Source organism: Cystobacter fuscus (assembly GCF_044360685.1).
GTDB classification, from domain to species: domain Bacteria; phylum Myxococcota; class Myxococcia; order Myxococcales; family Myxococcaceae; genus Cystobacter; species Cystobacter fuscus_C.
The window spans coordinates 1,077,839-1,102,189 of record NZ_CP043491.1 but is presented as its reverse complement, the minus strand read 5'-3'; the positions used below and the strand labels follow the sequence as shown (position 1 = coordinate 1,102,189).

Genomic DNA, 24,351 nt, shown 5'->3' with positions numbered 1-24,351 from the left:
ACCCGCATCCTAACGGGATGCGGTGGCTTCCGCCGAGTGGCGCATCCTTGCTTGGAGGGCATACCAGCGCTTGAGGGCCTCGAGGTGGAGGGGGTCCACGCGCAGGGCGGCCTCGTAGCAGGCGAGCGCCTCGGACATGCGGCCGGCCGACAGGTAGGCCTCGCCGGAGGCGATGTGCAGGAGCGAGTGGCCCTCCGTCTCGGGGTGGCGCTCGAAGTAGCGGCGGCGGCACGCCTCCAGGACGGTGACGGTGAGCCCCGCGGACAGGCAGCGCATCACCCCCTTCACGTTGCGCAGCTCCGCGTCGTACTCCACGCGCCGCTCGGGGTGGCCCAACACCTGGAGGCACTCGGTCACCCGGGCGAGCGCGCGCTGAACGAAGGTCCGCTGGGCGTCGGACAACGGCAGGGAGAGCAGGGACTCGAGCCGGGCGCGCGCCTCGCGGGCGTGGGCCCGCACGCTGTCGGCGTCCGCGTCGCGCGGCACGCCCAGCACCGCGTACCGGTCTCCCTGGAGCCGCTGGCGGAAGTCGCGCAGCACGGCCTCGGCGCGCGGCTCATCCGGCGTCGGCGCCGCGGGCGCGGGAGGCGTCCCCGTGAGCAGGCGCGAGAAGCGCTGCTGGAAGGCCGGGGTGGCGTCGCGCAGCTCCACGCCGAAGCCCGGCGCCATGTTCCACGCCCGGGCCTGCTCGGCCGACACGTGGCGCACCACCTGGCCGACACAGGGCAGCTCCCCGCCCGGTAACTGGAGCACGAGCGACACGTCGGAGCGCAGCGGGGGCGGCGTCCCGGTGCAGCGAAGGAAGAGGCCAGCGCGGCCCACCCGCTCCGCCGGATAGTCCCGCGCGCTCGCTCCCGGCACCCGCGCGGTGAAGGCGGTGGGGGCGGGCGCCGCGGGCGCCGGAGCCGCCTTGAGGGCGGACTCCAGGGCGGCGCGCAGTTCGGCGGCGGTGGCGAAGCGCTCCTCGGGGCGCTTGGCCAGCGCGCGCATCAGCACGGCGGAGAGCGCCGGAGGCACACCCGGGCGCACCTCGTGCGGAGGCACCGGCTTCTGCGTCAGGTGCGCCACGAGCACCGCCGCGGTGCTCTCGTTGGAGAAGGGAACGCGGCCGGTGAGCAGCAGGTAGCCGAGGACGCCCACGGCGTACAGGTCCGTGCGCGCATCCACGGCCTCTCCGCTGCACTGCTCGGGCGCCATGAACTCGGGCGTGCCCAGCAGCACGCCCGTGCGCGTGGGCGTCTCGCCCTCCATGCGCGCCAGCCGCTTGGCGATGCCGAAGTCGAGCAGCTTCACCCGCTGGCGGCCCTGGGGGCCCGGCACGAGGAAGATGTTGGCCGGCTTGAGATCCCGGTGGACGATGCCGCGCGCGTGCGCCGCCCCGAGCGCGTCACACACCTGGGTGAGCAGCTCCACGGCGAGCGCCGGCTCGATGGGACCGCGCGCGAAGGCGGCGAGGCTCTGCCCCTCGAGGTACTCCATGACGACGTACGGACGGCCGTCGCGCGTGTCGAGATCGTAGATGGTGACGACGTTCTCGTGCTGCACGAGGCTCATCGCCCGCGCCTCGGCCAGCAGACGAGAGACGAGCTCCGGCTCCTCGGCGAGGTGACTGTGGAGGACCTTCACCGCCACGCGCTTGGGCATGAGGACGTGCTCGGCGAGCAGCACCGTGCCCATGCCGCCGCGGCCCAGCTCACGGATCGCCCGGAAGCTGCCGAAGCGTTGACCCACGAGTTCCCCGCCGCGCTCGGCCTTGGGCGGCAGCGTGGGCATGGACGCGGGCACGAACGTGGGGCATTCCGCGCCCTCATGAGGCGCCGGACAGCAGCAGGATGACTGGGAATTGAGTTCCACGCGAACATCCATCCTTGCGATGTTCATGCCGAGGGCTGGAGGGAGTCTCGGCGGCCAGGCTCCCACCTGGGATCAAGCGTGCTTCCCCTCGACAGGACGTCGGCGGCTTCTTCCCCCCTGACGGAGCCCTGCTCCGACAGCAGGCGGACAAGGATGTAAATAAAGCCAAAGTGGGCCGGTAATTCCTTCCGTCTTTCCGATCACCCGTCCGGTGGATGACACGTTTCAACCGTCAGCACCTCGCACCTGACGATCAGGGGAGGAAACCTGGGACGGGAGGAACGCGAAACGCACCACCCCTCACACGAGGAGCGGTGCGGAGCGCACGAGCGGAGCCGAGGCGGGGCGCCGTGGGCGCATCAGTGGTGTTCGCGCGCGGAGAACGAGTCCGCGCCCGGGAAGAGCGATTCGGTCTCTTCCAGCTCCACATCGAGCACGGAGACGGTGCGGCAGGACTCGTCGACCTCGTAGAGGAGCGCGTGGCCATCCACGATGCAGCGCAACAGGGGCCGGTCGGTGGCGCCGAGCTTCAGCCAGAGCGGGTTGAGCGGAGGAGCCACCTCGGCCAACTGGGCGATGCCATCCAGGCGCCGATGAACCTGCTCGACGAGCGCGGGCGGGAGCGATTTGAGGGTGCTCCACAACTCCACGGGGATATGGACGCGGTAGGCCATTGCCAACCAAGTGGCCATTGTCCCCAGGCGCGACAAGGGGGGGGTTGCGCATTGCCGGACACCTGCAACTTTGTGGGACCCCTGTTTGGATGACCGGAGGACATCCCCGCTGCCGGAAGTGTCCACGGGACGCCAGACGCGGCGCGGCGGTGGGAGACGCGCCGCGGAGGGGATTTCTCGGAAGACCCACTGAACCATGCTCAGATGGCGACGGGGGGTGGAAACACCCGCCGATCTTCCCAGGGAGCTCGACGTCGCGTGGAAACCCTCGTTCGCATCGCCGAGGCGCTCGGCCGGTTCTCCGCGCGCTACGTGCCCGGCTCGTTCGCCATCGCGGTGCTGTTGTCGCTCTTCACGATGGGACTGGCGGTGGGGTGGACGGACACGCCCGCGCCGCGTGTGCTGGACGCGTGGGGGGCGGGCTTCTGGGAGCTCTTGAGCTTCTCCATGCAGATGGCGCTGGTGATGTTCACCGGCTACCTGCTGGCGCTCACCCGGCCGGTGCGCGCGCTGCTCGAGTGGCTGGCGGGGCTGGCGCGGGGGCCCCGGGGCGCGGTGGTGCTCATGGCCACGGTGTCCATGGGGCTGGCCTACCTCAACTGGGGCCTGTCGCTCGTGGCGAGCGCCATGCTGGTGCGCTTCGTGGCGCGGCGCCGGCCCGAGGTGGACTACCGGCTGCTCGTGGCGTGCGCGTACTTCGGCCTCGGGGCCACGTGGCACGCGGGCCTGTCCGCCTCGGCCCCGCTGCTGGTGGCCACGCCGGGGCACTTCCTGGAGAAGCAGCTGGGCCTCATCCCCATCGAGCGCACGCTCCTGTCGCCCTTCAACCTCGGGCTCACCGCGGTGGTGGTGACGGGGCTCGCCCTGCTGGCCTGGGCGCTGCACCCCAGCCCCGAGCGCGCGGTGCGGGTGGACCCCAAGGTGCTCGAGCGCTTCCAGGACTTCGAGCCGCCCGAGCGGCCCGTGGGCAACAGCCCCGCGCTCTGGCTGGACTACGCGCCGGTGCTCACCACGGTGTTCGGCGTGCTGGGGTTGGTGTGGTTCGCGCGCGCGCTGTGGTTCGGCGGGGGCTGGAAGGCCCTCAACCTCAACGCGGTGAACTTCCTCTTCCTCACCCTGGCGGTGCTGCTGCATGGCACGCCCGCGCGGCTGCTCAAGGCGAGCGAGGAGGCCGCGAGCGTGCTGCACGGCATCGTGTTGCAGTTCCCGCTCTACGCGGGCATCTACGGCATCTTCAAGGCCACCGGCCTCACCGAGCGCATCGGCCAGCTCTTCGTGTCGCTGTCCACCACGGCCACCTTCCCCGCCATCGTGTATCTCTACAGCGGCGTGGTGAACTACTTCGTGCCCTCGGGCGGCTCCAAGTGGGCCATCGAGGCGCCCTACCTCCTGGAGGCCGCGCGCACGCTCGGCGTGGCGCCGGAGAAGGTGGTGCTCGCCTACGCCTGGGGCGACATGGCCACCGACCTCATCCAACCCTTCTGGGCGCTGCCGCTGCTCGCGGTGGCCCGGCTCGACTTCAAGGACATCCTCGGATTTCTCCTGGTGGCTTTTGTCTTCTACCTGCCACTCGTCACCCTGGCCTTTTTCGTCTGGGGTTGAGGGAAGAGGGGTTGTCCAGCGCGGGTCTGTCTTGTGCTAGACACCGCCGGAACACCCGAACATGGGGGAGGACAACATGACAGGCACCCTGAAGAAGCTGGCGATGTGCGCGCTGATGGCGTGGGGCGGTGGGGCGATGGCGCAGGACGCGGCTCCGGCTCCCGCCGCCGAACCGGTGAAGGCGCCGTCGGCCGACGCGGTGCGCGACACCTGGAACTACTTCTACAAGGCGCAGGGACAGGGCCCGGTGCTGGTGGAGGCCAAGCTGTGCACCGAGGTGGGCAAGGAAGGGCCCAACAAGTTCGAGTGCACCGTGGAGGTGCCCGCCGAGGGCGTCAAGGCCAACACGTCGGTGATGGTGTGGCAGTCCTATCTGGTGCCGCAGGGCGACTCCATCGAGGACCTGATGGTGCAGACCAAGCAGGGCAACGTGGTGCGCGAGACCAAGGACGTGAAGGTCAAGGGCGAGGGCTGGCGGGCCCGGCAGTGGACGGGGGTGCGCCTGAGCAAGCCGGGTGACTGGAGCGTCTCCATCCTGCGTGGCGATCAGGTGCTCAAGACCTTCAATGTGAAGGTACTGTAATCATCACTCCTCTCCGGGAATTCGACTTTCCTCCCGGGGACGTGGTACACGCGGGCCGCCTTCAAGGCGTGCTCTCCGTCCTTGAAGGGCGAGGCTGAGCTGAAGCGTTCGCGGGGGGGGGGACTTCAGGTGACCCACCGCGAGCGGCCAACCCCTCGATACTCACGTTTTCTTCATCAGCGCGCGCCGGCGGGGAGCGCCACGCGCCACGAGATGAGCTTTGAGGAGTTGCATCGAATGATTCCCACATCCCTCTCCGCCAAGGCCGGCAGGATCCTCGGATTCCTGGCGGTACTGGCCAGCAGCACCGCCCGCGCGAGCGAGGCGGATCTCATCCTCCCGGACTTCCGCGCAGTCACCTTCCTGGGTGGCGCGGTGAACGGGGCCACCCTGCTCATGGTGGGCATCGCCATCTGCATCGTGGGCCTGGTGTTCGGCGTGCTTCAGTTCTCCGCGCTGCGCCGACTGCCGGTGCACAAGGCGATGCTGGAGATCTCCGAGCTCATCTACGCCACGTGCCAGACGTACCTCGTCACCCAGGGCAAGCTCATCCTCCTGCTCGAGGTGCTCATTGGCGCGGTGATGGTGGTGTACTTCGGCTTCCTGCGTCACCTGGAGCCGCTCAAGGTCATCGCCATCCTCCTGGCGAGCCTGATGGGCATCGCCGGCAGCTACGGCGTGGCCTGGTTCGGCATCCGGGTGAACACGTTCGCCAACAGCCGCACGTCCTTCGCGTCGCTGCGCGGCAAGCCCTACCCCACCTACGCCATCCCCCTGCAGGCGGGCATCTCCATCGGCATGGTGCTCGTGTCCACCGAGCTGTTGCTCATGCTGCTCATCCTCCTGCTGGTTCCGGCGGACTACGCGGGCTCGGTGTTCATCGGCTTCGCCATCGGCGAGTCGCTGGGCGCGAGCGTGCTGCGCATCGCGGGCGGTATCTTCACGAAGATCGCCGACATCGGCTCGGACCTGATGAAGATCGTCTTCAAGATCAAGGAAGACGACGCGCGCAACCCGGGCGTCATCGCCGACTGCGCGGGTGACAACGCGGGTGACTCGGTGGGCCCGTCCGCGGACGGCTTCGAGACCTACGGCGTGACGAGCGTGGCGCTCATCACCTTCATCCTCCTGGCGGTGCCCACGCAGTACCAGGCGCAGCTGCTCGTGTGGATCTTCATGATGAGCAGCGCCATGGTGCTCGCGAGCCTCGGCTCGTACTTCATCAACGGCATCATCCAGGGCGGCATGTACAAGAACGCCGACCAGATGAACTTCGAGAAGCCGCTCACGGTGCTGGTGTGGCTCACCTCGATCGTGTCCGTGGTGGTGACGTTCATCGTGTCCTATCTGCTCATTCCGGACCTGGGCGGTGACAAGTCGCTGTGGCTGCGCCTGAGCGCCATCGTGACGTGCGGCACGCTCGCGGGCGCCATCATCCCCGAGGCCATCAAGGTCTTCACCTCCACCGAGAGCCGCCACGTGCGCGAGGTGGTGACGGCGTCGCGCGAGGGTGGCGCGTCCCTGAACGTCATCTCGGGTCTGGTCGCCGGTAACTTCTCCGGCTACTGGATGGGCATCATCATCATGGTGCTCATGGGCGCCGCCTACTACTTCAGCCTGGGCATCCCGAGCACGCTGATGATCGCCCCGGCGGTGTTCGCCTTCGGTCTGGTCGCCTTCGGCTTCCTGAGCATGGCGCCGGTGACCATCGCGGTGGACTCGTACGGCCCGGTGACGGACAACGCGCAGAGCGTGTACGAGCTGTCGCTCATCGAGAACATCCCCAACGTGAAGCAGGAGATCCAGAAGGACTTCGGCTTCGCTCCGGACTTCGACAAGGGCAAGGACTACCTCGAGCAGAACGACGGCGCGGGCAACACGTTCAAGGCCACGTCCAAGCCGGTGCTCATCGGCACCGCGGTGGTGGGCGCCACGACGATGATCTTCTCCATCATCGTGCTGCTGGTGGGCATCACCACGGGCACCGACGGGCTGCGCATGCTCAACCCGGCCAACACGGACAAGCTGTCGCTGCTGCACGCGCCCTTCCTGCTCGGCCTCATCGCCGGCGGCGCCGTGGTGTACTGGTTCTCCGGCGCCTCCATGCAGGCGGTGTCCACGGGCGCCTACCGCGCGGTGGAGTTCATCAAGGCCAACATCCGGCTGGAAGGCGTGGAGAAGGCGAGCGTGGAGGACTCCAAGCGCGTGGTGGCCATCTGTACCCAGTACGCGCAGAAGGGGATGATCAACATCTTCCTGGGCGTGTTCTGCAGCACGCTGGCGTTCGCCTGCTTCGAGTCCTTCTTCTTCGTGGGCTACCTCATCTCCATCGCCATCTTCGGTCTGTACCAGGCGCTCTTCATGGCCAACGCCGGTGGCGCGTGGGACAACGCGAAGAAGCTGGTGGAAGTGGAGCTCAAGGCCAAGGGCTCGGAGCTGCACGCGGCCACGGTGGTGGGTGACACGGTGGGCGACCCCTTCAAGGACACGTCCTCGGTGGCGCTCAACCCGGTCATCAAGTTCACCACCCTCTTCGGCCTGCTCGCCGTGGAGCTGGCGGTGGAGCTGAAGCAGGCGGGCCAGGGCACCATCACCCAGGTGATCGCCGCCGTGCTCTTCCTGGTGTCCTTCGTGTTCGTGTACCGCTCGTTCTACGGCATGCGCATCGAGACCCCGATGTCCGTCCTCACCGGCGAGGCGCCCAAGACGGGCGTGAAGCCGGCCTAGTCACCGGCCCCGGGGCCCTCGCGGCCCCGTCTGGGTGACACGAGCGGCGGGAGGCCCCAAGGCTTCCCGCCGCTTCGCTTTTGGGGAGCACGCCGCCCGCGCTCAGCGGATGAGGAAGGCGGGCGGATCGATGCGGGTGGAGCGGCACTCCGGGCAGGAGCCGGGCCGGGACAGGCGCTTGCGGTCGCGGAAGACATAGCCACACGCGACGCACTCGGCGGGCAGCACCGTGAGCGCGGCCCCTCCGGCCTTGAGGGACTTCTCCAGGTGCTCCAGGTGGCCCGCCACGTCCTTCTCGGAGATACCCACGAGGGCGGACAGCTCCTTGGCGGTGAGGCCCGTCTCGGGCGCCGAGGCCAGCTCCGCCTCCAGGGCTCCACGGACGGTAACGCCCCGGGGGGGCGGAACGAACTCTCGAGTCATGCGCCAGGCTCTCCCAGGGAAGAAGCCCGGCACGAGGCCCGGCCTCGGGGACCGGGACCCCTTCCGGAAAGACTAGGTCGTCTCCGCCCCGGCCATGGACGCCGACGCGGCCGACGCGGCCGAGGACGACGGGGAGAAGGTGGGCGGGCGCGCGGGCAGGAAGGGCCGCAGGATGAAGGTGCGGAACATGAAGCCCCACCAGCTCTTCACCAGCAGCTCGGGGTGGATGTTGTGGGCGTGCTCGGCATGCAGCGCGGGCGTCTGCGACCAGTGCACGCCCGGCTTCTGGTGGTGCACCGTGTGGTAGCCGTTGTTGAAGAGCAGCGCGTTGAGCACCGGGGAGACGAAATTGCGCGAGTGGTTCCAGGTGCTGCCCGTATCCACCTCGATGTGCTGCACGTAGTTGAACACCTGGATCATGAACAGAGAGAACTGCTGGGGGATGACGAAGAAGAGCAGCGCCTTGCGCCAGTCGAGCACCAGCAACACCGCCATGGTGCCGAAGTACACGACGAACTCGGAGAACGCCCAGGCGAAGGCCTTCTTGTCGCGCTGGTACAGGTTCTTCATGTAGGCGGAGATCTCCGGCGCCTGCTCCATGCCCGTGAGCGTGGGGTAGACGAGCAGCGCCAGCAGGTGGTTCTTCTTGAAGAACTTGGGGCCGCGCGAGGTGTCACCCTCGGCGAAGTTCAGCTTGTGGTGCGTCTGGTTGTGGGTGGGCACCCAGGCCACCGTCGGCGTGCCGTAGTAGAGCGCCAGCACGTAGTTGGTGAAGGTGTTGGCGGGCCGCCACTTCCAGATTCCCAGGTGGTTGTGGTTGTGGCTGATGACCGCCACCGTTACCCCCATGAAGAGACCCAGGGCGTAGAGCACCGGGTACACTCGATCCAGGTTCCACTGAAGGATGGAAAGGCCCACGGCGAGCGCGAGGTAGGCCACGGTACGGCGATCGGCGGTATAGCGAAGCAGAGGATGCCTCCTCGAAGAAAGGTGAGAGGGTGGAAAACCGCGCGGACTGTACCGTGCGTGAACCGAAAAGGCTCGAAGTCGCTCCCCGGAGCCCTGTCCCGGCAACTCTCGAAGCACGGGACTTCATCCCCGCACTGTTCGGGCATCAACAATCTTTCCCTCTTCTCTCGACTTTTGGATCCGGACGGACTACGCCAGTGCTCCGGCTCAAGTCCGGGCCGAGCAGGCGGCTCCACCCGTCTGGTGACGAAAGAAGAACGAATTATGGCAACCGGTGTGGTCAAGTGGTTCAATGACGCGAAGGGCTTCGGGTTCATCACGCAGGACGGCGGTGGCGAGGACGTGTTCTGCCACCACACCGCCATTCAGGCGGACGGCTTCCGCAGCCTGCAGGAGGGCCAGCGGGTGTCGTTCGATGTGACGCGCGGCCCCAAGGGCCTGCAGGCGCAGAACGTGCGTCCGGTCTGATTCCCACTGCGTGGGATTCCTGGAGCCTGACCTCAACCGGGGTCGGGCTCTTGCTTTTTCATGACCCCGCGATTGCCCCCCCTGCCCCGCGCCGTGGGCTTCGACGATGCGCCCTTCGCGCGGCGCGCGGGCGTGCGCGTCAACCTCGCGGGGGTGGTGTGCGCGGGGACGCGCTTCGAGGGGCTCGTCTGGGGCCACGTGCGGCGCGATGGGTGGACGGCGACGGCTGAAGTGTGCCGGCTGCTGGTGGGAGGCAAGTTCCTGCCCCAGCTCCACCTGGTACTGCTGGATGGGCTCGCCTTCGGCGGCTTCAACCTGGTGGACCTGCCCCGTCTGGCGCACACGCTCGGCAAGCCCTGTGTGGCGGTGATGCGGCGGATGCCGGACCTGGAGGCCGTGGAGCGGGCGCTGCGCAACCTGTCGCGGCCCAGGGCGCGTCTGGAATTGCTGCGGCGCGCGGGCCCCATCCATCAGCGCGGCGGCTTCACCTTCCAGGTGCAGGGCGCGGAGCCCCCGTGGGTGGAGGAAGCACTCCAGCGCCTCACGGATACGGGCCGCGTGCCGGAGGCACTGCGGCTGGCCCACCTCATCGGCTCGGCGGTGAAGACCGGGGAGAGCTCCAAGCGCGCCTGAGCGTCCCCGGTGTCACGGGGACGCGCGGGACTCACCGGGGCGAGGCGGCGTCGTCCGGCTCGAGCGAGGCGGCGATGCGGCCCGCGGCGGCCGCCAGCTCCACGCGGCGCACCTCCAACTGGGAGCGGGCCTGGGCCGCGCTGCTGGCGGCGAGGAAGCGGCGGTTGTCCGCGTCCGACATCTCCAGGCTGGTGGCCACTCCGGCCTTGTAGCCGGCGGCCACCTGCTGCTGCACCCGGGCGGCGAGCTGAGACTGGGACTCGGCCTGGGTCAGCGCCACCCGCGCGGCCTCCAGGTTGGCCTGGGCCGCCACCCAGTTGGCGCGAGCCCGGGCCCGCGCCGACTCGTACTGCGCCCGGGCCTGGGCCAGCCGCGCCTCGTCCTCGTGCAGGGCCGCGTAGCGCTGGCCCCGATCGTACAACGGCAGGCTGGCCGCGACGGACACCTCGTAGGAGGTGTTCTGCCCGGTGAAGCCCGTGTTGGAATTGTAGAGACCCCGGCCCTGGGCGACGACGCTCGGCAGCCACGAGAAGCGGTCATACGTCACCTTGCCCTCGTTGGCGCGCACCGCCAGCTCCGCCGAGCGCACCGCGTAGGTGTCCTCCCAGGGCCGCTGGTCCTCGGAGGGGATCCGCCAGGAGGAGTCCGAGTTCTCGAGGGGCACCGGCTGCACGGGCTCGCCCACCAGGGCACCCAGCAGCGCGAGCAGCTGCGTGTACTGGCCGGACAGCTGCGCCAGTTGCACGCGCGCCTGGGCCGTCTCCGTCTGGGCCCGCAGGAGCGCCGCCTCCACCGTCATGCCCACGTCGAGCTGCGCCTTGGACTCGGCCTCGCGCTGGAGCGCCACCGCCTCCGCCTCGCGCGCCGCCGCCGTCAGCTGCATGATGCCCTGCAACCCCAGGTAGGTGCGCGCCACCGCCAGCAACACCTGCTCGCGCGCCTCCAGGGCGCCCAGCTCCGCCGCCTCCGCGCCCGCCTTGGCCGGGCCGATGAGGAAGGCCCCCGCGGGCGTGAAGAGCGGCTGGGAGATCTGCACCGTCGCGTAGCGCGAGTTCTCCGCGGAGATGACGACAGGGCCCGGGATGATCTGCGGGTTGACGGGCTGAAGCGCGAAGACGCCTCCCATCAACTGGATGATGGAGCCCAGGTCGAACTGCGCCGGAGCGCTGGAGTGGACGAACTGCGCGCTGACCGTCAGCTCGGGCTGCCACGCCGTCCAGGCGCGGTTGACGCCCGCGGCGGCCACGGCGGCCTGGGCCCGGGCGGCGACCACGTCCGGGCTCTGCTTCGCGGCGAGCAGGAGCGTCTCGCGCAGCGTCGCGGTGCGCAACGTGCCCGGGGCGGGAGACTCCCCGGCGGCGGGCGGGGCGGCGGAGGGCTGCTGCTGGACGGGCGCGTCCGCGGGCGTCTGGGCGAGCGCGCCGAGCGGAGAGAGGGAGGCCAGCAGCAGCAGGGAGAGGGGGCGCCGGAGGGAGCCGGCGGAGCGTCGGATGGACATGGGGAACACAGGGGAGATGACGGGGGACGACGCGCCGCGCTCAGGCGGCGCGGTCGCTGTGCTGCCTCGGCTCGGGAATGGGGAGGACCGGGGCGTCGGCCGACTTCGGAGCGCGCTTGGAGAAGCCCAGGCTCTCCATGGCCGCGAAGACCACGGGGACCACCAACAGCGTGAGGAAGGTGGAGGTGATGACGCCGCCGATGACCGCGATGGCCATGGGGGCGCGGAACTCGGAGCCCACGCCCTGGCCGATGGCGGTGGGCACCATGCCGATGGCCATGGCGGCGCTCGTCATGAGGATGGGACGCAGCCGGCGAGGCCCCGCCTTCATGAGCGCCTCGTCCACCGTGGAGCCCTCGCGCAGGTACTGCAGCGCTCCATCCACCAGGAGGATGGCGTTCTTCGTCACCAGGCCCATCAACAGGATGATGCCAATCATGGCGCCCATGGAGACGTGGAAGCCGCCGAAGTACAGGCCCAGCAGCGCGCCCACGAGCGCCAGCGGCAGCGACACCATGATGGTGAAGGGGTGCTTGAAGGACTCGAACTGGCTGGCGAGCACCATGTAGATGAAGACGAAGGCCAGGATGAACGCCGAGCCGAAGGCGTCGTTCTGCTCGGTGAGCATCTTCATCTGCCCGTCGTAGATGATGGAGTAGCCCGCGGGCAGCGGCTGCGCGTCCACCTTCTGGCGGAACTTCGCCGCCACGTCGCCCAGGGGCGCGTCCTGGAGCTGGGCATAGACGGCGATCTGCTTCTGGCGGTTCTCGTGCTCGATGACGCTCGGGCCGTCGCGCAGCTCCACCTTCGCCACGTCCGACACCGGCACCATGCCCCGGGGCGTGGCGAGCAGCAGCTGGCCCACGCGCTCGGGCGTGTCCCGGTCCCGCGAGGACAGGCGCACGCGGATGTCCGTCTCGTCCACGCCCTCGCGCAGTTTGGCCGACACGTCACCGCCGATGGCCAGCCGCATCTGCATGGCCAGCGCCGCGGCGCTCAACCCCAGGTCCTTGGCGCGCGCCCGATCAATCTCGATCGCCAGCTCGGGCTTGGGCGGGTTGAAGTCCACGCGCACGTCCACCGTGCCGGGAATGTCGTGCAGCATCCCCGCGATGCGCTCGGCCTCCACCTTGAGCTGTGACAGCTCCGGGCCGGTGACGCGCACGATGATGGGATAGAAGTCCCCGCCGAGCCCATCGATGATGGGCGGATCCATCATCAGCACGCGGGTGGCGACCAGCTCGGGAACGAGCCGGGCCCGCGCATCCTCCTTGATGGCCTGGATGCCCCGGGTGCGCACGTGCTTCTCCGTGGTGAGCACCCGGATGCGCGCCTTGTTGACGTCGCCGTTCTCTCCCACGATGGAGTAGATGTCCGTGACCTCGGGAATCTCACGCAGCAGCTTCTCCGTCTGCTCCACGCGCTTGCCCGTCTGCTCCAGGTTGGAGGAGTCCGGCAGGATGAGCTGGACGAAGAACTGCGAGCGGTCCTCCGGGCTCATGAACTCCATGCCCAGGCTGCGCGCGGCTCCGAAGGACAGCACCATCGCCACCAGGGTGATGCCCATGGTGGCCCACTTGTGATCCAACACCCAGCGGAGGATGCGCGAGTAGACGCGCTCGCTGCCGTCCAGGAAGCCGCGGATGGAGCGCGCCAGAGCGTTCTCCTGGTGGTGCTCGCCGACCTGGCGCTGCTTGGCCAGGCGCGCGGACAACATCGGGTCCAACGTGAAGGAGATGAAGAGCGAGATGAGCACCGCCACCGAGATGGTGATGCCGAACTGCTGGAGGAACTGACCCACCATGCCGGGCATGAAGGCCACCGGGACGAACACCGCCACCAGCGCGAGCGTGGTCGCGAGCACCGCGAGGCCCACGTCCTTGGTTCCATTGGACGCGGCGGACACGGGGTCCTCGCCCTGCTCCAACCGGTGGGTGATGGCCTCGCGCACCACCACCGCGTCGTCGATGAGCAGACCGATGGCGAGCGAGAGCGCCAGCAGCGTCATCTGATTGAGCGAGTAGTCGAGCAGGTACATCACGAAGAACGTGCCGATGACCGAGGTGGGCAGCGCGAGCGACGAGATGAAGGTGCCGCGCGGATCCAACAGGAACATCAGGATGATGAGCACCGCCATCGCGCCACCGAAGACGAGGGCGATCCACACCTCGTGGGCGTTCTCGCGGATGGGCACCGACTGGTCGATGAGCAGCGTGGTCTTGAACTCGTGGCCCAGCGTGGGCACGAGCTTCGTCATCGCCGCCTTCACCGCGTCGCTCACCGCCACGGTGTTCGAGCCCGGCTGCTTGACGATCTCCAGGATGACCGCGTCCTGGCCATTGAGGCGCGTCGTGGTGCGCCGCTCCTCGGCTCCGTCGGTGACGGTGGCGATCTCCTCCAGCCGCACCTGCGCGCCCGTGCGGCTCTGCGCCACCGGCAACTGCCGCAGCTCCTCCACGCTCTTGAACTGTCCGAGCGAGCGCACCGTCAGCTCCGTGGAGCCGAGCTGCAACCGGCCCGCGGGCAGGTCCAGGTTCTCCGAGCCGATGCGCTGGCCCACGTCCATGGGGGACACGCCCACCGCGCGCGCCTTGTCCAGGTCGATGTCCACCTGGATCTCCCGCACGTCACCGCCGTTGATGCGCACGTCGGCCACGCCCTCGAGCTGCGCGAGCGCCGGCTTGAGCTGGTCCTCGATGAGCTTGCGCACCGTGCGCGAGTCGGCCTGCGCGCTCGCCGCGTAGGTGAGCACCGCCACCGCCGACAGGTCCACGCGGCCAATCACCGGCGCGTCCGCGTCGGAGGGCAGGCGGTTGGACACGCCCGACACCTTGTCGCGCACCTCCTGCACCGCCCGGTCCAGGTTCGTGGACAGCTTGAACTGCACCACCACCGTGCCCACGTTCTCGCGGCTGAAGGAGTGGATCTTGTCCACGCCGTTGATGCCCGCGACGGCATCCTCGATGGGCTTGATGACCTGGGTCTCGATCTCACCCGGGCCCGCGCCCTTGTAGATGGTGTTGACGACCACCACCGGAATGGACACGTCCGGGAAGAGGTCGGTGCCCAGCCGGGTAAAGCCCATCACCCCGAGGACGATGAGGCAGAGGGACATCATGGCCGTGAAGACCGGCCGGCGAATGGAGACGTCGCTGAGGAACATGGGGGGACGCTCGAGAAGGCGTGCGGCGGGAGGACTACTTCACGGAGACGCGCGTCCCCTCGGTGAGGGAAGGCGTGAGGTATTCGACGACCTTGTCCAGCGGCGCGGCGGCCTTCACCACCACCTCGCGCACCCCACGCTCGAGCACCTGGACGTCCACGCGGCGCACCTCGCCCGAGGGCGCCACCACGAACACGTGGTCTCCCCCGGAAGAGGACAGCGCGCTCGTCGGCAGGGCATGGGCCTCCTCGGCCTCGCCCAGCGGCAGCACCACGCGCGCCAGGGTGTTGGCCACGAAGCGGCCGTCCTTGTTCGGCACGAGGATGTCCACCGGGATGCGGCGCGTGGCCGGGTCCGCCGAGGGGATGACGGTGCGGATGACGGCCTCGTCCGTGAAGGTGCTGCCGCCGATGACCTCCACGCGCACGCGGGTGCCCGGCTTGAGGCGCGCGCGCGTGGACTCGGCCACCGTCGTCTTGAGCAGCAGCGTGCCCACGTTCTCCAGGGCGAAGAGCGACACGCCCGGGCCCACGATGGCGCCCACCTGCTCGGGCGCGTCGGTGACGGTGCCTGCGAAGGGCGCCTTGAGGTCATGCCGGCGGCGGCCCGCCTGCGCCTGGGCGAGCTGCGCGCGGGCGGCGAGCAGCTGCGCCTCGGCCTGACGCGCCTGGGTGCTGGAGGTGCGGTTCTGCAAATCACTCACGTTGCCCTGCTGCTGCAGCTTCGCGTTGCGCTCGGCCACGTCCGCGGCCATGGCGGCGCTCACCTCGGCGGCGGCCACCGAGGCCTGCGCCTGGGCGAGCTGGGCGTCGGCGATCTCCGGGTTGAGCTGGCCGAGCGTCTGGCCCTCCTGCACCGTCTGGCCCTTCTTCACCCGCACCTTCTCCAGCCGGCCTCCGACCTCGAAGCCCACCTGCAACGACTGGGAGGGGAAGAGCGTGCCCGTCACCTCCTCGCGGGGCGTACTGCGCACGGCGCGCGGCGCGGCGAGCGTCACCGACTGGAGGCCCGGCGTGGCGGCCGGAGTCGCGGCGGTCGGGGCCGCGTCCGCGCGGCAACCCGAGAGGGACAACGAGGCGGCGGCCATGCCCACGGCGGCGAGCCCGGCGACGAGCGGCGTCCTGAAGAGTTTCACGATCCTGACCTCGGGGTACTGCGAGTGCGGGAAAGCGCGCGGGACGAGGCCCGGCGCGAAGAAGTCGAAGTCTCCGGTGGCGGCGCGCGCGGCGGCTCCACCGGGGCGGCCACGTCACACCGGGGCACGCAGCCCTCGCGGATGAGCAGGTGGATGGAGTTGGCCCAGGCGGCCAGGTCCGGCTTCTCCTGCATCTGGCTCATCCGCTGCGCCAGCAACACGTAGGTACCGACAATGAGCGAGCCGATGACCTCGGAGGGCACGTCCGAGCGCAGCGCGCGGCCGGACTGCAGGCGCCGGAACTCCTGGGCCACCCGCGACACCTCCCTGTCCACGAAACCCCACATCAAGGACTCGAAGTCCGTGCCCTGGCTGCCGCGCATGAGCACCTGCATCACGTCGCGGTAGGCCCACATCAGCTCGAGCGTGCGCAGATCCCCCTCGGCGCTCATCGCCAGCAGGCGCTCGTAGCGCGCGGAGCGCTCGGACACGTCGCGCGCCTCCACCGCTCCCTGCTCGGCGAAGAACCGCTCCGTCTCCTCGCGCCGCTGGTCGATGAGGCCCTGCAGCGCGGACATGAACTCGCTGAGCACCTCTCCGAAGAGGGCCTCCTTGGACGCGGCGTGCAGGTAGAAGGCGCCCTTGGAGAGTCCGCACGCGGCGGTGATGTCCTCGATGCGCGCGCCCTTCAGCCCCTTCTTCATGAACTCCACCCGGGCGGCGGCGATCAGTGCTGCTCGGGCGTGAGGATCCGCGGGACGGGCCATGGTGGCCGCATTCCTAACCCGCCGGTCAGAAACGGCCAAGGGGGATTCCTGAACCCCCGGTCAAGAATACATCCAATCTACTTATGACACCCATCAGTACATCTTGATTCTGATTCCCCGGACTCCGGGTATGTCTGTCTATGAGGGCTGAACCGGAACGAGCTTCGCGAGGGCCTTGCACAGCGGACACGCGGCCACCGGGTGACTGCCCTCGCGGCGATGCAGGTCCAACACCGCGCGCGACACCTCGGCGAGCTCCCGGCGCACCTCGCGCCGTGCCCCCTTCACCCGGGCGATGGAGAGGTTGTCGTAGGCCGTCGTCTGGTGGCGCATCCACGCGATGACGGCCGCCTCGGCGCGCCGCTCGATGGGGATGCGCTCGGTGCGCGCCACGGTGCCGCTGCCCACGGGCGTGGCATGCGCGGACACCGCCACCGCCATCAACTTCGCCTGGGGCATGAAGGAAGGCGCGAAGGCGAGGAAGCGCAGCACCGCGTTGGCGAAGTCCACCTCGTACTCGGACTGCTCGCGCTCGCGGCGGCGCACGTCGGCCTCGCGGCGGCGGGCATAGGCCGGGGTGGCGCGCTCGGCCTCCAGGGCCGCCTGCGCGGCGGTGATGTGGGCCTCGGGTGCCCAGACCCCGCGGGAGAAGATTTTACGGCCCTTCTTCTCCACCACCGTCCAGCTTGGGCCGGCGGCCTTCACCCGGCGCGTGAGGCCCGCGTCGCCCGGGGGCAGCAGGGCCCAGCCAGCGGGCACGGTGAGGACGGAGCCATCGGCCGCGCGCACGCGGCGCGGGTCGCTCGTGGGGGACACGGTCAGGGAGTCGCTCATGGGAAGGGCGCGCCTCTTAGCCCACCCACCCCCCGGGCGAAAAGAGCCCCCACGTCAACCCCCTCGTCCTCGTGGTACATGAGGCGGATCGCGCACACATCCGGTCGCCGCGCCGGGAGGAGTTTCATTCATGGGCAGCGCTGGCATGTCCATCCTCAGGCTCACCTTCCTCGGCACCTCGGCCGCCCAGCCGACGTTGCACCGCAACCTCTCCGGACTCGCGGTGAAGGCCAACACGGATCTGCTCCTCTTCGACTGTGGCGAGGGCAGTCAGCGGCAGATGGTGCGCTACGGCACCGGCTTCAGCGTGGACGCCGTCTTCTTCACCCACTTCCACGCCGACCACTACCTGGGCATCATCGGCTTCCTGCGCACGCTCGGGATGATGGGGCGCGATGGCGCCGTGCAGCTCTATGGGCCCCCCACCGCGCGCCGGCTCCTGCACCAGGCGGTGCACCTGGGCGTGGAGTCCCTGTCCTTCCCGGTGGAGATCCACGAGCTGCGCGACGGCGACACCGTGCGGCGGCGTGGCTACTCGGTGCAGGCCGTGGCGGTGGATCACCGCATCAACGCGCTCGGCTACGTGCTGCAGGAGGACGAGCGCCCGGGGAAGTTCAACCTGGAGAAGGTGAAGGAGTTCGGGGTGCCGTCCGGGCCGCTCTATGGCCAGCTCCAGCGGGGCGAGCCGGTGCAACTGGCCGACGGCCGCACCATCCGTCCCGAGGAGGTCGTCGGCGAGCCCCGGCCTGGACGGCGGCTGGTCATCTCCGGGGACACCCGCCCCTGCTCCGCGATGGTGAAGGCCTCCCGGGAGGCGGATCTGCTCATCCACGAGTCCACCTTCTCCGATGACGAGCAGGCGCGGGCCCTGGAGACGCGGCACTCGACGGCGCGCGAGGCGGCCCAGGTGGCGCGCGAGGCGGGCGCCCGGCGGCTCATCCTCACGCACCTGTCCAGCCGCCACGACACGGACCCGTCCCGGCTGCTCACCCAGGCGCGCGAGGAGTTCAAGGGCCCCGTCGAGGTGGCCTACGACGGGCTCACCGTGGAGCTGCCCCTGCGCGACTGAGCCCCCTACTTGACGGCCGTCTCGGCCTCGGCGCGCAGGGCGCGGGCGCCCTCCGGGTCCACGCGCTGCAACAACTCCCACTCCAGCTCCCGGTCGCGCGTCATGTTGGTGGTGTCCGTGCCCAACGCCTGGCGCTGGCCCGTGCGCGAGTCCACCGGTCCCGGGCCGGACTCGGTGCGGTTCTGCCGGAAGATCTCCACCGCGCTCAGCGCCGGGCTGGGCTGCTTGCCCCGCACGTAGTAGCGCACGTAGTTGGTGCCCAGCGACGAGGGCGCGCCCACCATGGCCCAGTCGGTGGCGATCTCGAACGCGCCCGGTGCCTCGCGGATGGGCAACTCCTTCTCCTTCAGCAGCGAGCGCAGCTGGGGCCACACCTCGGCGAGGGGCTTGCGGTACACGTAGCCGCTCGCCTTCTCCTGGAGGTACATCTCGCGGCGGCTGGAGGCGCATCCAGCGGCGAGCAGGGCGGCGGTGAACAACACCACGAACTGAAACCACGGCGAGTGCTTCGAGGAACGCATGGCAGCTCTCCTGGTGAATGAGGCGGAGAGCGGGCATTTGAAGCATGGGGGCCCGGGGAGCGCTAGACTCACGCGCCATGAAGGATGGGCCCCTTCGCCGGAGCATCAAACGCCTCGCGCGGCTGCGCTACGACTTCGACCTCGCCGTCACGCGGCTGCTCCTGCGAGCCCGGGGGGAGCCCCGCTACCGGTTGACGGGCGCGTGCAACGGGTGTGGCCGCTGCTGTGAGTCGCCCACCCTCGCGGTGAGCCGGCCCGTCTTCTTCCTGCGCTCGCTGCGCTGGCTCGTGCTCACCTGGCACCGGCTCGTCAACGGCTTCGAGTACGTGGGCGAGGACCGTCGGCACAAGCTCTTCGTCTTGCGCTGCACGCACTACGACTCCACGACGAAGCAGTGCGACTCATACGACAGCCGGCCGGGGATGTGCCGCGACTACCCGCGCAACCTCGCCTTCGAGGCCCTGCCGGAGTTCTTCCCCGAGTGCGGCTACTCGGCCGTCTACAAGAAGGCCGAGCCGCTGCGCCAGGCGCTCAAGAACAGCAACCTGTCGCCGGAGAAGTACGAGGAGCTGGTGCGCAAGCTGCACCTGCGCGAGTAGCCCCGCGCAAGCCCTGCCTCACGTCGGGGGAAACTTGCGTTCCTCCCTGATGACTCGATTCGCATCCCCTACCTGCCTGTGAGATCACCACCGCGTGCCTCGTCGGATCTCCAGGTGATTCTCACTCGTCAGGGCGTCCCAGGGTCAGATCGACTTGACCGTGCCTTGCCTGTTGTACGGAGCGCATCCAATCGTCCCAGACTCCGGGATCCGCAGGTGTACCGTCTTCAAGCAGCGACATGCTGCCTAAAAAACCACCCAAGTCGTCCGAGCCTGTCATGTCGTAGAGCATTTTAAGGTAGGCGTACATCGCCGCGTATGCTTCCTTGATCGTGATCTTGTCTTCCATGTCAATCTCAAGGTTTTGAAGGAGCGGATAGACCCATTTGGGAATTGTAGTTTCGCGGAACTTGATTCAATCCACCGTTGATGATCTCACCATGACGCACTTGCACCCATACTTGCGTCCCATCCGGGTTTGTTCTCGCGAACCACTCGTTCCCGAATTTATCTGTCCCGAGTTTCGCTGATTCATCCGCCGCCATCTCTTGTAGCAATTGCCTATTGGTAGGGGTGTCACGAAGATGACCTGGTGTATTGCGAAAGATGTGCTTCGCTCTTCCGTCCGGGATTGCAATGTCCTTTTTCTGATTGCCGCCACCGCTCGGACCTCGCGCTGTCATCGCCACCGCGCCCGGCGCCAGGGCGATGGTGACGGTCTCGGCACTCACGGCGATCATCTCCACTTCCCCCACCGCCGCGAGACGGATGCCCACCTGCGTCTCGGCTTGTACGGCCGCCTGCATGGAGCCGGGCAGCTTCGGCACCTTCGCGGCCAGACCCGGTGCGGTGTTGCCAATGGCCGCCATGGCCAGCATGGCGAATGCTCGCGCCGCGTTCCGGCCCATGAGCTTGCCGTACCGCTCGCCCGCCGCGCGCAGCCCGTTGAACGTGGTGGCCCGATCCGCTTCGTCCATCAGCCGTTTGAATCCCACGACGAGTCCCCAGAAGGTCTCGACCCCCACGTAGGAAATGAGGGTGGCGGTCATCACCGCCGCCAGACCCTTGGAGACTGTCACGTCGGGAAGCGAGTAGCCCCGCACGCCCTGCCTCACGCCGGGGGATGAAGCTCGCGCTCCTGCTCCCGGGCGCGCACGTCCACCCGCTCCACGCCACTCGTGGCCCGCGCGGCGCGGAAGTGTTCGAGCAGCAGCGACGCCACCTTGTCCGGCGCCTCGAGCGGCAGGGTGTGGCCCTCCTCGGGCAGCCGGCGCACGATGGGGCGCTGCTCGAAGTACGGCTCCAGTCCCTGGGTGAACGCCGTGCGCAGGGCGGGATCCCGCTCGCCCCAGATGAGCATCAGCGGAGCGCGCGCACGCGGCGTGGCGAGCAGCCGGCGCCTGCCCCCGGGCGTGAAGAGGAAGCGGAACAGCTCGCGGTAGTAGGTGATGGGCGGGCGCACCGCCTCGGGCCGCGAGAAGTGGGCCTCGTACTCCGCCAGCTTCCCCGGAGGCACGCGCGAGTCGTCCACCATCTGCCGCCGCAGCATCCGGGACACCAGGGCCCCACCCCCCGCGGACAACAGCCGCTCGGGCAGCCACGGCAGTTGGAAGAAGAAGGCGTACCAGGAGCGCAGCATCTGCGCGGGTCTGGCCAGCTCGCGCACGAGCAGCGCCGGGTGTGGGGCGTTGACCACGGCCAGCCGGTCCACCACCTCCGGGTGATGGGCGGCCACGTAGAAGGCAATGATGCCGCCCCAGTCATGCCCCACCAGGTGCACCGGCCGACCCGGGCTCAGGTGTCTCGCCAGGTGCACGACATCCATCGCCAGGGTGTCCAGGTCGTAGCCCGTCTCGGGCCGCTCCGTGTCGCCGTAGCCGCGCATGTCCGGCGCGACGACGCGCAAGCCCGCCTCCGCCAGCGGACCCATCACCTCGCGCCAGCTCTCGGACAATTCGGGGAACCCATGGAGCAGGAGCACCAGCGGCCCCTGGGCGGGCCCCGCCTCCAGGGCCTGCATGCGGAGACCGGGCAGCGAGACGGGACGGGAGAAGATGGCGTTCATGGGCGTACAGTTAAGAATCGCCCCCCGCGCCAGGAAGCACCCCGCGTGCCCGTCCGCTCCCCCACAAGCAGGAGGGAAAGCGCTGCCCCCGCGCGCCGCAGTGGGCATGATGGGGCCCGCGCGATGATTCCTCTCAGTGACGACAACCCCACGCTCCGCAGTCCCGTCATCACCTACCTGTTCCTCGGTGCCATCGGCGCCACCTGGGTGCTCGTCCAGGGAGCGGGCTTGAACCCCACGGTGCTGGCCGCCAGCGTGTGCAACCTCGGGCTCGTTCCGGGCGAGCTCACCGGCCTGGCTCCCGAGGGCTTCCCCGTGCAGATCGGCCAGGGCCTCGCGTGCGTGGTGGACCGCGAGCCCATCAACACCTTCACGCCCCTCACCTCCATGTTCCTGCATGGCAGTTGGAGCCACCTCCTCGGCAACTGCCTCTTCTTCTGGGTGTTCGGCAACAACGTAGAAGACAGCATGGGGCGGCTGCGCTTCATCGTCTTCTACATCGTGTGTGGCCTGGCGGCGGCGGCGGCGCAGGTGATGGTGGACCCCTCCTCGCCCATCCCCATGGTGGGGGCCTCGGGCGCCATCTCCGGCGTCATGGGGGCCTACCTGCTGCTCTACCCGCGCGTGCGGGTGAACATGCTCTTCATCTTCATCATCTTCTTCAAGATCATCCCCCTGCCCGCGTGGATGGTGCTCCTCTATTGGTTCGGTCTCCAGGTCATCACCGGCCTGCCCCAGCTCAACTCCCTGAGCGCCGAGGGAGGCAGTGGCGTGGCGGTGTGGGCCCACGTGGGTGGGTTTGTCGCGGGGCTCGTCCTCATCAAGTTCTTCGAGAAGCCCCGGCTCACCCGTCAGCGCTCGGGATGGCGGCACCGGCTGCACCCCGACCATCCGTGAGAGCGCTCGGGACGCGCCGGGAACGAACGCGCCGGTTCGTCTGTTTCGGCGTCCGCGCCAGGGCATGAAGCTTGCTCCCTGGACAGCAATCACCCCCGGGGAGCCCGCCGCTCCCCAGAGAAGTCCGTGAGGTCGTGGCAAGATGCGCTGGGGCAGGCAGTTGCGGTGTGGCATTGCGCGGCACTCGCCGCTCCTCGTGGCGCTGATGTGCCTGGGGCTCTGGGACTCGCCCCCGCGGGCATCGACCCGCACGGAGACCGATCCCCTGTTCCCCCGGGGCCTCACGCTCGAGCTTCCTCCGCCGCAGACGGTGAACGAGGAGGAGGTGCTGCGCATCACCATCCCCGTGAAGGGCGGCCGTCCAGGCACCCGTGTCTTCGTGGAGGGCCTGCCGCCCGGGGCCATCTGGCATGAGCCCTCGCGCACCCTCACCTTCCAGCCGGACTTCATCCAGGGCGGCTGGCGCCACGAGGTGACGTTCACCGCCGTGGACGGGGAGCAGCGGGTCCGGGGCGAGTTGATGGTGACGGTGCGCGACACCGTGCGCCCGCCCGAGCCCCGCATCGTCCAGCGGGAGGAGGAAGCGGGCAGCCTGCGGCTGACGCTGGAGCAACCCACGGACACGTGGCTGGACAGCCCGAGTCAGGCCGGCCGTACCTTCCCCGCGGTGGTGACGGTGCCGCTGGCCGCCACGGCCCGCCAGCCCATGGCGGTGACGGTGCGCCTGCACGGGGTGGGCAACTGGCCCCCCGCTCCCGAGGTCGCCCGGGATCGCTTCATCATCCAGCCGAGCGATCCGCAGCTCACCTATTGGTACGGCTATTCGGAGGACGTGCTCCGGGGCACCGCGCCCCGGGGCAGCGTGCCGCCGTACACCGTGCGCCGGGTGCTGGCGCTGCTGGAGTGGGTGCTGCGCAGCTATCCCAGCGCGGATCCCAACCGGGTCTTCGTTGAGGGTGACTCCATGGGCGGAGCGGGCGCGCTGACGCTCGGCCTGCTGGACGCCCGGCACTTCGCGGGGGTGTTCGCCCGCCATGCCCAGCCCGTGGCCCGGGCCCACCGGCCCTGGCGGCTGGCGCAGCTCTCGTCCTTGTGGGGCATGCCCGAGGAAGAGGTGCCGGGGCCCGAGGGCCTGGGCGTCTGGAGCCGGCTGGACATGACCCGCGCCCTGCGCGACGAGCCCGAGGCGCGCTCGCAGTTCCTCATCCTGGAGCACGGCAAGGACGATCCCATCATCCACTTCGGCTCCATGGTGAGCCCCAGCACCCTCACCGGCGCCTCCTTCTACGAGACGCTGCAAGCCCAGCACATCGGCCACGTCGCCGTGTGGCACGAGGGCGGCCACATCGAGCCGGATCCCTGGCTCGGGGAGCGCTGGTGGGACCGGGGCTGGAGTCCGCGCACGGATCCGAAGTCCTTCCTGCGGCGGGACGTGGCCTTCCCGGCCTTCAGCCGCTCGTCCTGGGATGGAGATCCGGGCCGGGGCGGCAACGGGCACCAGCCGTGGCGCAAGGAGTCCGGCTACGCGGGAGACCCCAAGGTGGCGGGCGACACGGGCTGGGATGGAGACGTGGCGGGCATGTTCAACCGGGCGCTGCGCTGGGATGCCAGCCGGCTGGTGGACACCCCCCAGCGCTTCGTGATGCCGCTGCGCGCGGTGCTCGGCCCCGGTGTCAACACCACCCCCCAGGTGGATGTGACGCCCCGGCGCGTGCAGCGCTTCCAGTGCCTGCCGGGCGAGCGCATCCGCTGGTCCTTCGGGCATGCCCACGGCACCGTGTTCGCCGCGCCGGATGGCGGCGTCACCGTGCCCCGCCTGAGCCTGCGCGGGGACTGGACGCCGCTCGTGCTCGAGCGCGGCTGAGCCGGC

The 24,351-nt window shown here is 69.3% G+C and carries 22 protein-coding genes; 9 read left to right on the top strand and 13 right to left on the bottom strand.

Annotated elements, in window-relative coordinates:
* Nucleotides 1-9 precede the first annotated feature (9 nt).
* A complete protein-coding gene (locus tag F0U63_RS04620) occupies nucleotides 10-1,785 on the bottom strand; it encodes a protein kinase (RefSeq protein ID WP_395844095.1) in 1,776 nt (591 codons plus the stop codon).
* A 428-nt stretch (nucleotides 1,786-2,213) separates the two neighbouring features.
* Nucleotides 2,214-2,546, bottom strand: coding sequence for a type II toxin-antitoxin system RelE/ParE family toxin (locus tag F0U63_RS04615; RefSeq protein ID WP_395844093.1), 333 nt, complete (start codon nucleotides 2,544-2,546; stop codon nucleotides 2,214-2,216).
* A 240-nt stretch (nucleotides 2,547-2,786) separates the two neighbouring features.
* On the opposite strand from F0U63_RS04615, the gene F0U63_RS04610 reads away from it, so the two are divergent.
* From F0U63_RS04610 to F0U63_RS04600, 3 genes are all read left to right on the top strand, one after another.
* The gene (locus F0U63_RS04610; RefSeq protein WP_395844091.1) at nucleotides 2,787-4,130 is read left to right on the top strand and encodes a short-chain fatty acid transporter; all 1,344 of its coding nucleotides are present in this window, start codon (nucleotides 2,787-2,789) and stop codon (nucleotides 4,128-4,130) included.
* Between the two features lie 76 nt (nucleotides 4,131-4,206).
* Nucleotides 4,207-4,713 (top strand): hypothetical protein, encoded by a 507-nt coding sequence (locus tag F0U63_RS04605; protein ID WP_395844089.1) that lies wholly within the window; start codon nucleotides 4,207-4,209, stop codon nucleotides 4,711-4,713.
* A gap of 237 nt (nucleotides 4,714-4,950) precedes the next feature.
* Nucleotides 4,951-7,440, top strand: coding sequence for a sodium-translocating pyrophosphatase (locus tag F0U63_RS04600; protein ID WP_395844087.1), 2,490 nt, complete (start codon nucleotides 4,951-4,953; stop codon nucleotides 7,438-7,440).
* Between the two features lie 102 nt (nucleotides 7,441-7,542).
* Here the strand turns inward: F0U63_RS04600 and F0U63_RS04595 are convergent, their stop codons facing one another.
* Nucleotides 7,543-7,863, bottom strand: coding sequence for a transcriptional regulator (locus tag F0U63_RS04595; protein WP_395844085.1), 321 nt, complete (start codon nucleotides 7,861-7,863; stop codon nucleotides 7,543-7,545).
* 72 nt (nucleotides 7,864-7,935) lie between these two features.
* Nucleotides 7,936-8,802: a fatty acid desaturase family protein gene (locus tag F0U63_RS04590; protein ID WP_395844083.1), complete on the bottom strand. Its 867-nt coding sequence runs from the start codon at nucleotides 8,800-8,802 to the stop codon at nucleotides 7,936-7,938.
* Nucleotides 8,803-9,096: 294 nt separating this feature from the next.
* On the opposite strand from F0U63_RS04590, the gene F0U63_RS04585 reads away from it, so the two are divergent.
* Nucleotides 9,097-9,300, top strand: coding sequence for a cold-shock protein (locus F0U63_RS04585; protein WP_002625921.1), 204 nt, complete (start codon nucleotides 9,097-9,099; stop codon nucleotides 9,298-9,300).
* A 60-nt stretch (nucleotides 9,301-9,360) separates the two neighbouring features.
* The gene (locus tag F0U63_RS04580) at nucleotides 9,361-9,933 is read left to right on the top strand and encodes a DUF99 family protein (RefSeq protein WP_395844080.1); all 573 of its coding nucleotides are present in this window, start codon (nucleotides 9,361-9,363) and stop codon (nucleotides 9,931-9,933) included.
* A 31-nt stretch (nucleotides 9,934-9,964) separates the two neighbouring features.
* Here F0U63_RS04580 and F0U63_RS04575 read toward each other — a convergent pair whose 3' ends face one another.
* From F0U63_RS04575 to F0U63_RS04555, 5 genes are all read right to left on the bottom strand, one after another.
* Nucleotides 9,965-11,431: a TolC family protein gene (locus F0U63_RS04575; RefSeq protein WP_395844078.1), complete on the bottom strand. Its 1,467-nt coding sequence runs from the start codon at nucleotides 11,429-11,431 to the stop codon at nucleotides 9,965-9,967.
* Nucleotides 11,432-11,471: 40 nt separating this feature from the next.
* A complete protein-coding gene (locus tag F0U63_RS04570; RefSeq protein ID WP_395844076.1) occupies nucleotides 11,472-14,594 on the bottom strand; it encodes an efflux RND transporter permease subunit in 3,123 nt (1,040 codons plus the stop codon).
* Between the two features lie 34 nt (nucleotides 14,595-14,628).
* Nucleotides 14,629-15,729, bottom strand: a complete 1,101-nt coding sequence (locus tag F0U63_RS04565; protein ID WP_395844074.1) for an efflux RND transporter periplasmic adaptor subunit — start codon at nucleotides 15,727-15,729, stop codon at nucleotides 14,629-14,631.
* Complete coding sequence (locus F0U63_RS04560) at nucleotides 15,726-16,496, bottom strand: TetR/AcrR family transcriptional regulator (RefSeq protein WP_395844072.1); 771 nt, start codon at nucleotides 16,494-16,496, stop codon at nucleotides 15,726-15,728. The genes F0U63_RS04565 and F0U63_RS04560 overlap by 4 nt, the downstream gene beginning before the upstream one ends.
* A gap of 138 nt (nucleotides 16,497-16,634) precedes the next feature.
* Complete coding sequence (locus tag F0U63_RS04555; RefSeq protein ID WP_395844070.1) at nucleotides 16,635-17,330, bottom strand: DUF2293 domain-containing protein; 696 nt, start codon at nucleotides 17,328-17,330, stop codon at nucleotides 16,635-16,637.
* 145 nt (nucleotides 17,331-17,475) lie between these two features.
* Between F0U63_RS04555 and rnz the strand changes: the two genes are divergently transcribed.
* Nucleotides 17,476-18,399: a ribonuclease Z gene (gene rnz, locus F0U63_RS04550; RefSeq protein WP_395848315.1), complete on the top strand. Its 924-nt coding sequence runs from the start codon at nucleotides 17,476-17,478 to the stop codon at nucleotides 18,397-18,399.
* 5 nt (nucleotides 18,400-18,404) lie between these two features.
* Here rnz and F0U63_RS04545 read toward each other — a convergent pair whose 3' ends face one another.
* Nucleotides 18,405-18,920, bottom strand: coding sequence for a hypothetical protein (locus F0U63_RS04545; RefSeq protein ID WP_395844068.1), 516 nt, complete (start codon nucleotides 18,918-18,920; stop codon nucleotides 18,405-18,407).
* Nucleotides 18,921-18,997: 77 nt separating this feature from the next.
* Between F0U63_RS04545 and F0U63_RS04540 the strand changes: the two genes are divergently transcribed.
* Nucleotides 18,998-19,519 carry a YkgJ family cysteine cluster protein gene (locus tag F0U63_RS04540; protein WP_395844066.1) on the top strand — a complete coding sequence of 174 codons (522 nt, stop codon included), beginning with the start codon at nucleotides 18,998-19,000 and terminating at the stop codon, nucleotides 19,517-19,519.
* Nucleotides 19,520-19,640: 121 nt separating this feature from the next.
* Here F0U63_RS04540 and F0U63_RS04535 read toward each other — a convergent pair whose 3' ends face one another.
* The 3 genes from F0U63_RS04535 to F0U63_RS04525 are packed head-to-tail and all read right to left on the bottom strand — an operon-like array spanning nucleotide 19,641 to nucleotide 21,584.
* Nucleotides 19,641-19,868, bottom strand: coding sequence for a hypothetical protein (locus F0U63_RS04535; protein ID WP_395844064.1), 228 nt, complete (start codon nucleotides 19,866-19,868; stop codon nucleotides 19,641-19,643).
* 7 nt (nucleotides 19,869-19,875) lie between these two features.
* The gene (locus tag F0U63_RS04530; protein WP_395844062.1) at nucleotides 19,876-20,622 is read right to left on the bottom strand and encodes a hypothetical protein; all 747 of its coding nucleotides are present in this window, start codon (nucleotides 20,620-20,622) and stop codon (nucleotides 19,876-19,878) included.
* An 8-nt stretch (nucleotides 20,623-20,630) separates the two neighbouring features.
* Complete coding sequence (locus F0U63_RS04525) at nucleotides 20,631-21,584, bottom strand: alpha/beta fold hydrolase (protein ID WP_395844060.1); 954 nt, start codon at nucleotides 21,582-21,584, stop codon at nucleotides 20,631-20,633.
* Between the two features lie 123 nt (nucleotides 21,585-21,707).
* Between F0U63_RS04525 and F0U63_RS04520 the strand changes: the two genes are divergently transcribed.
* Nucleotides 21,708-22,481: a rhomboid family intramembrane serine protease gene (locus F0U63_RS04520; RefSeq protein WP_395844058.1), complete on the top strand. Its 774-nt coding sequence runs from the start codon at nucleotides 21,708-21,710 to the stop codon at nucleotides 22,479-22,481.
* Between the two features lie 142 nt (nucleotides 22,482-22,623).
* Nucleotides 22,624-24,345: a hypothetical protein gene (locus tag F0U63_RS04515; RefSeq protein WP_395844056.1), complete on the top strand. Its 1,722-nt coding sequence runs from the start codon at nucleotides 22,624-22,626 to the stop codon at nucleotides 24,343-24,345.
* Nucleotides 24,346-24,351: the final 6 nt, after the last annotated feature.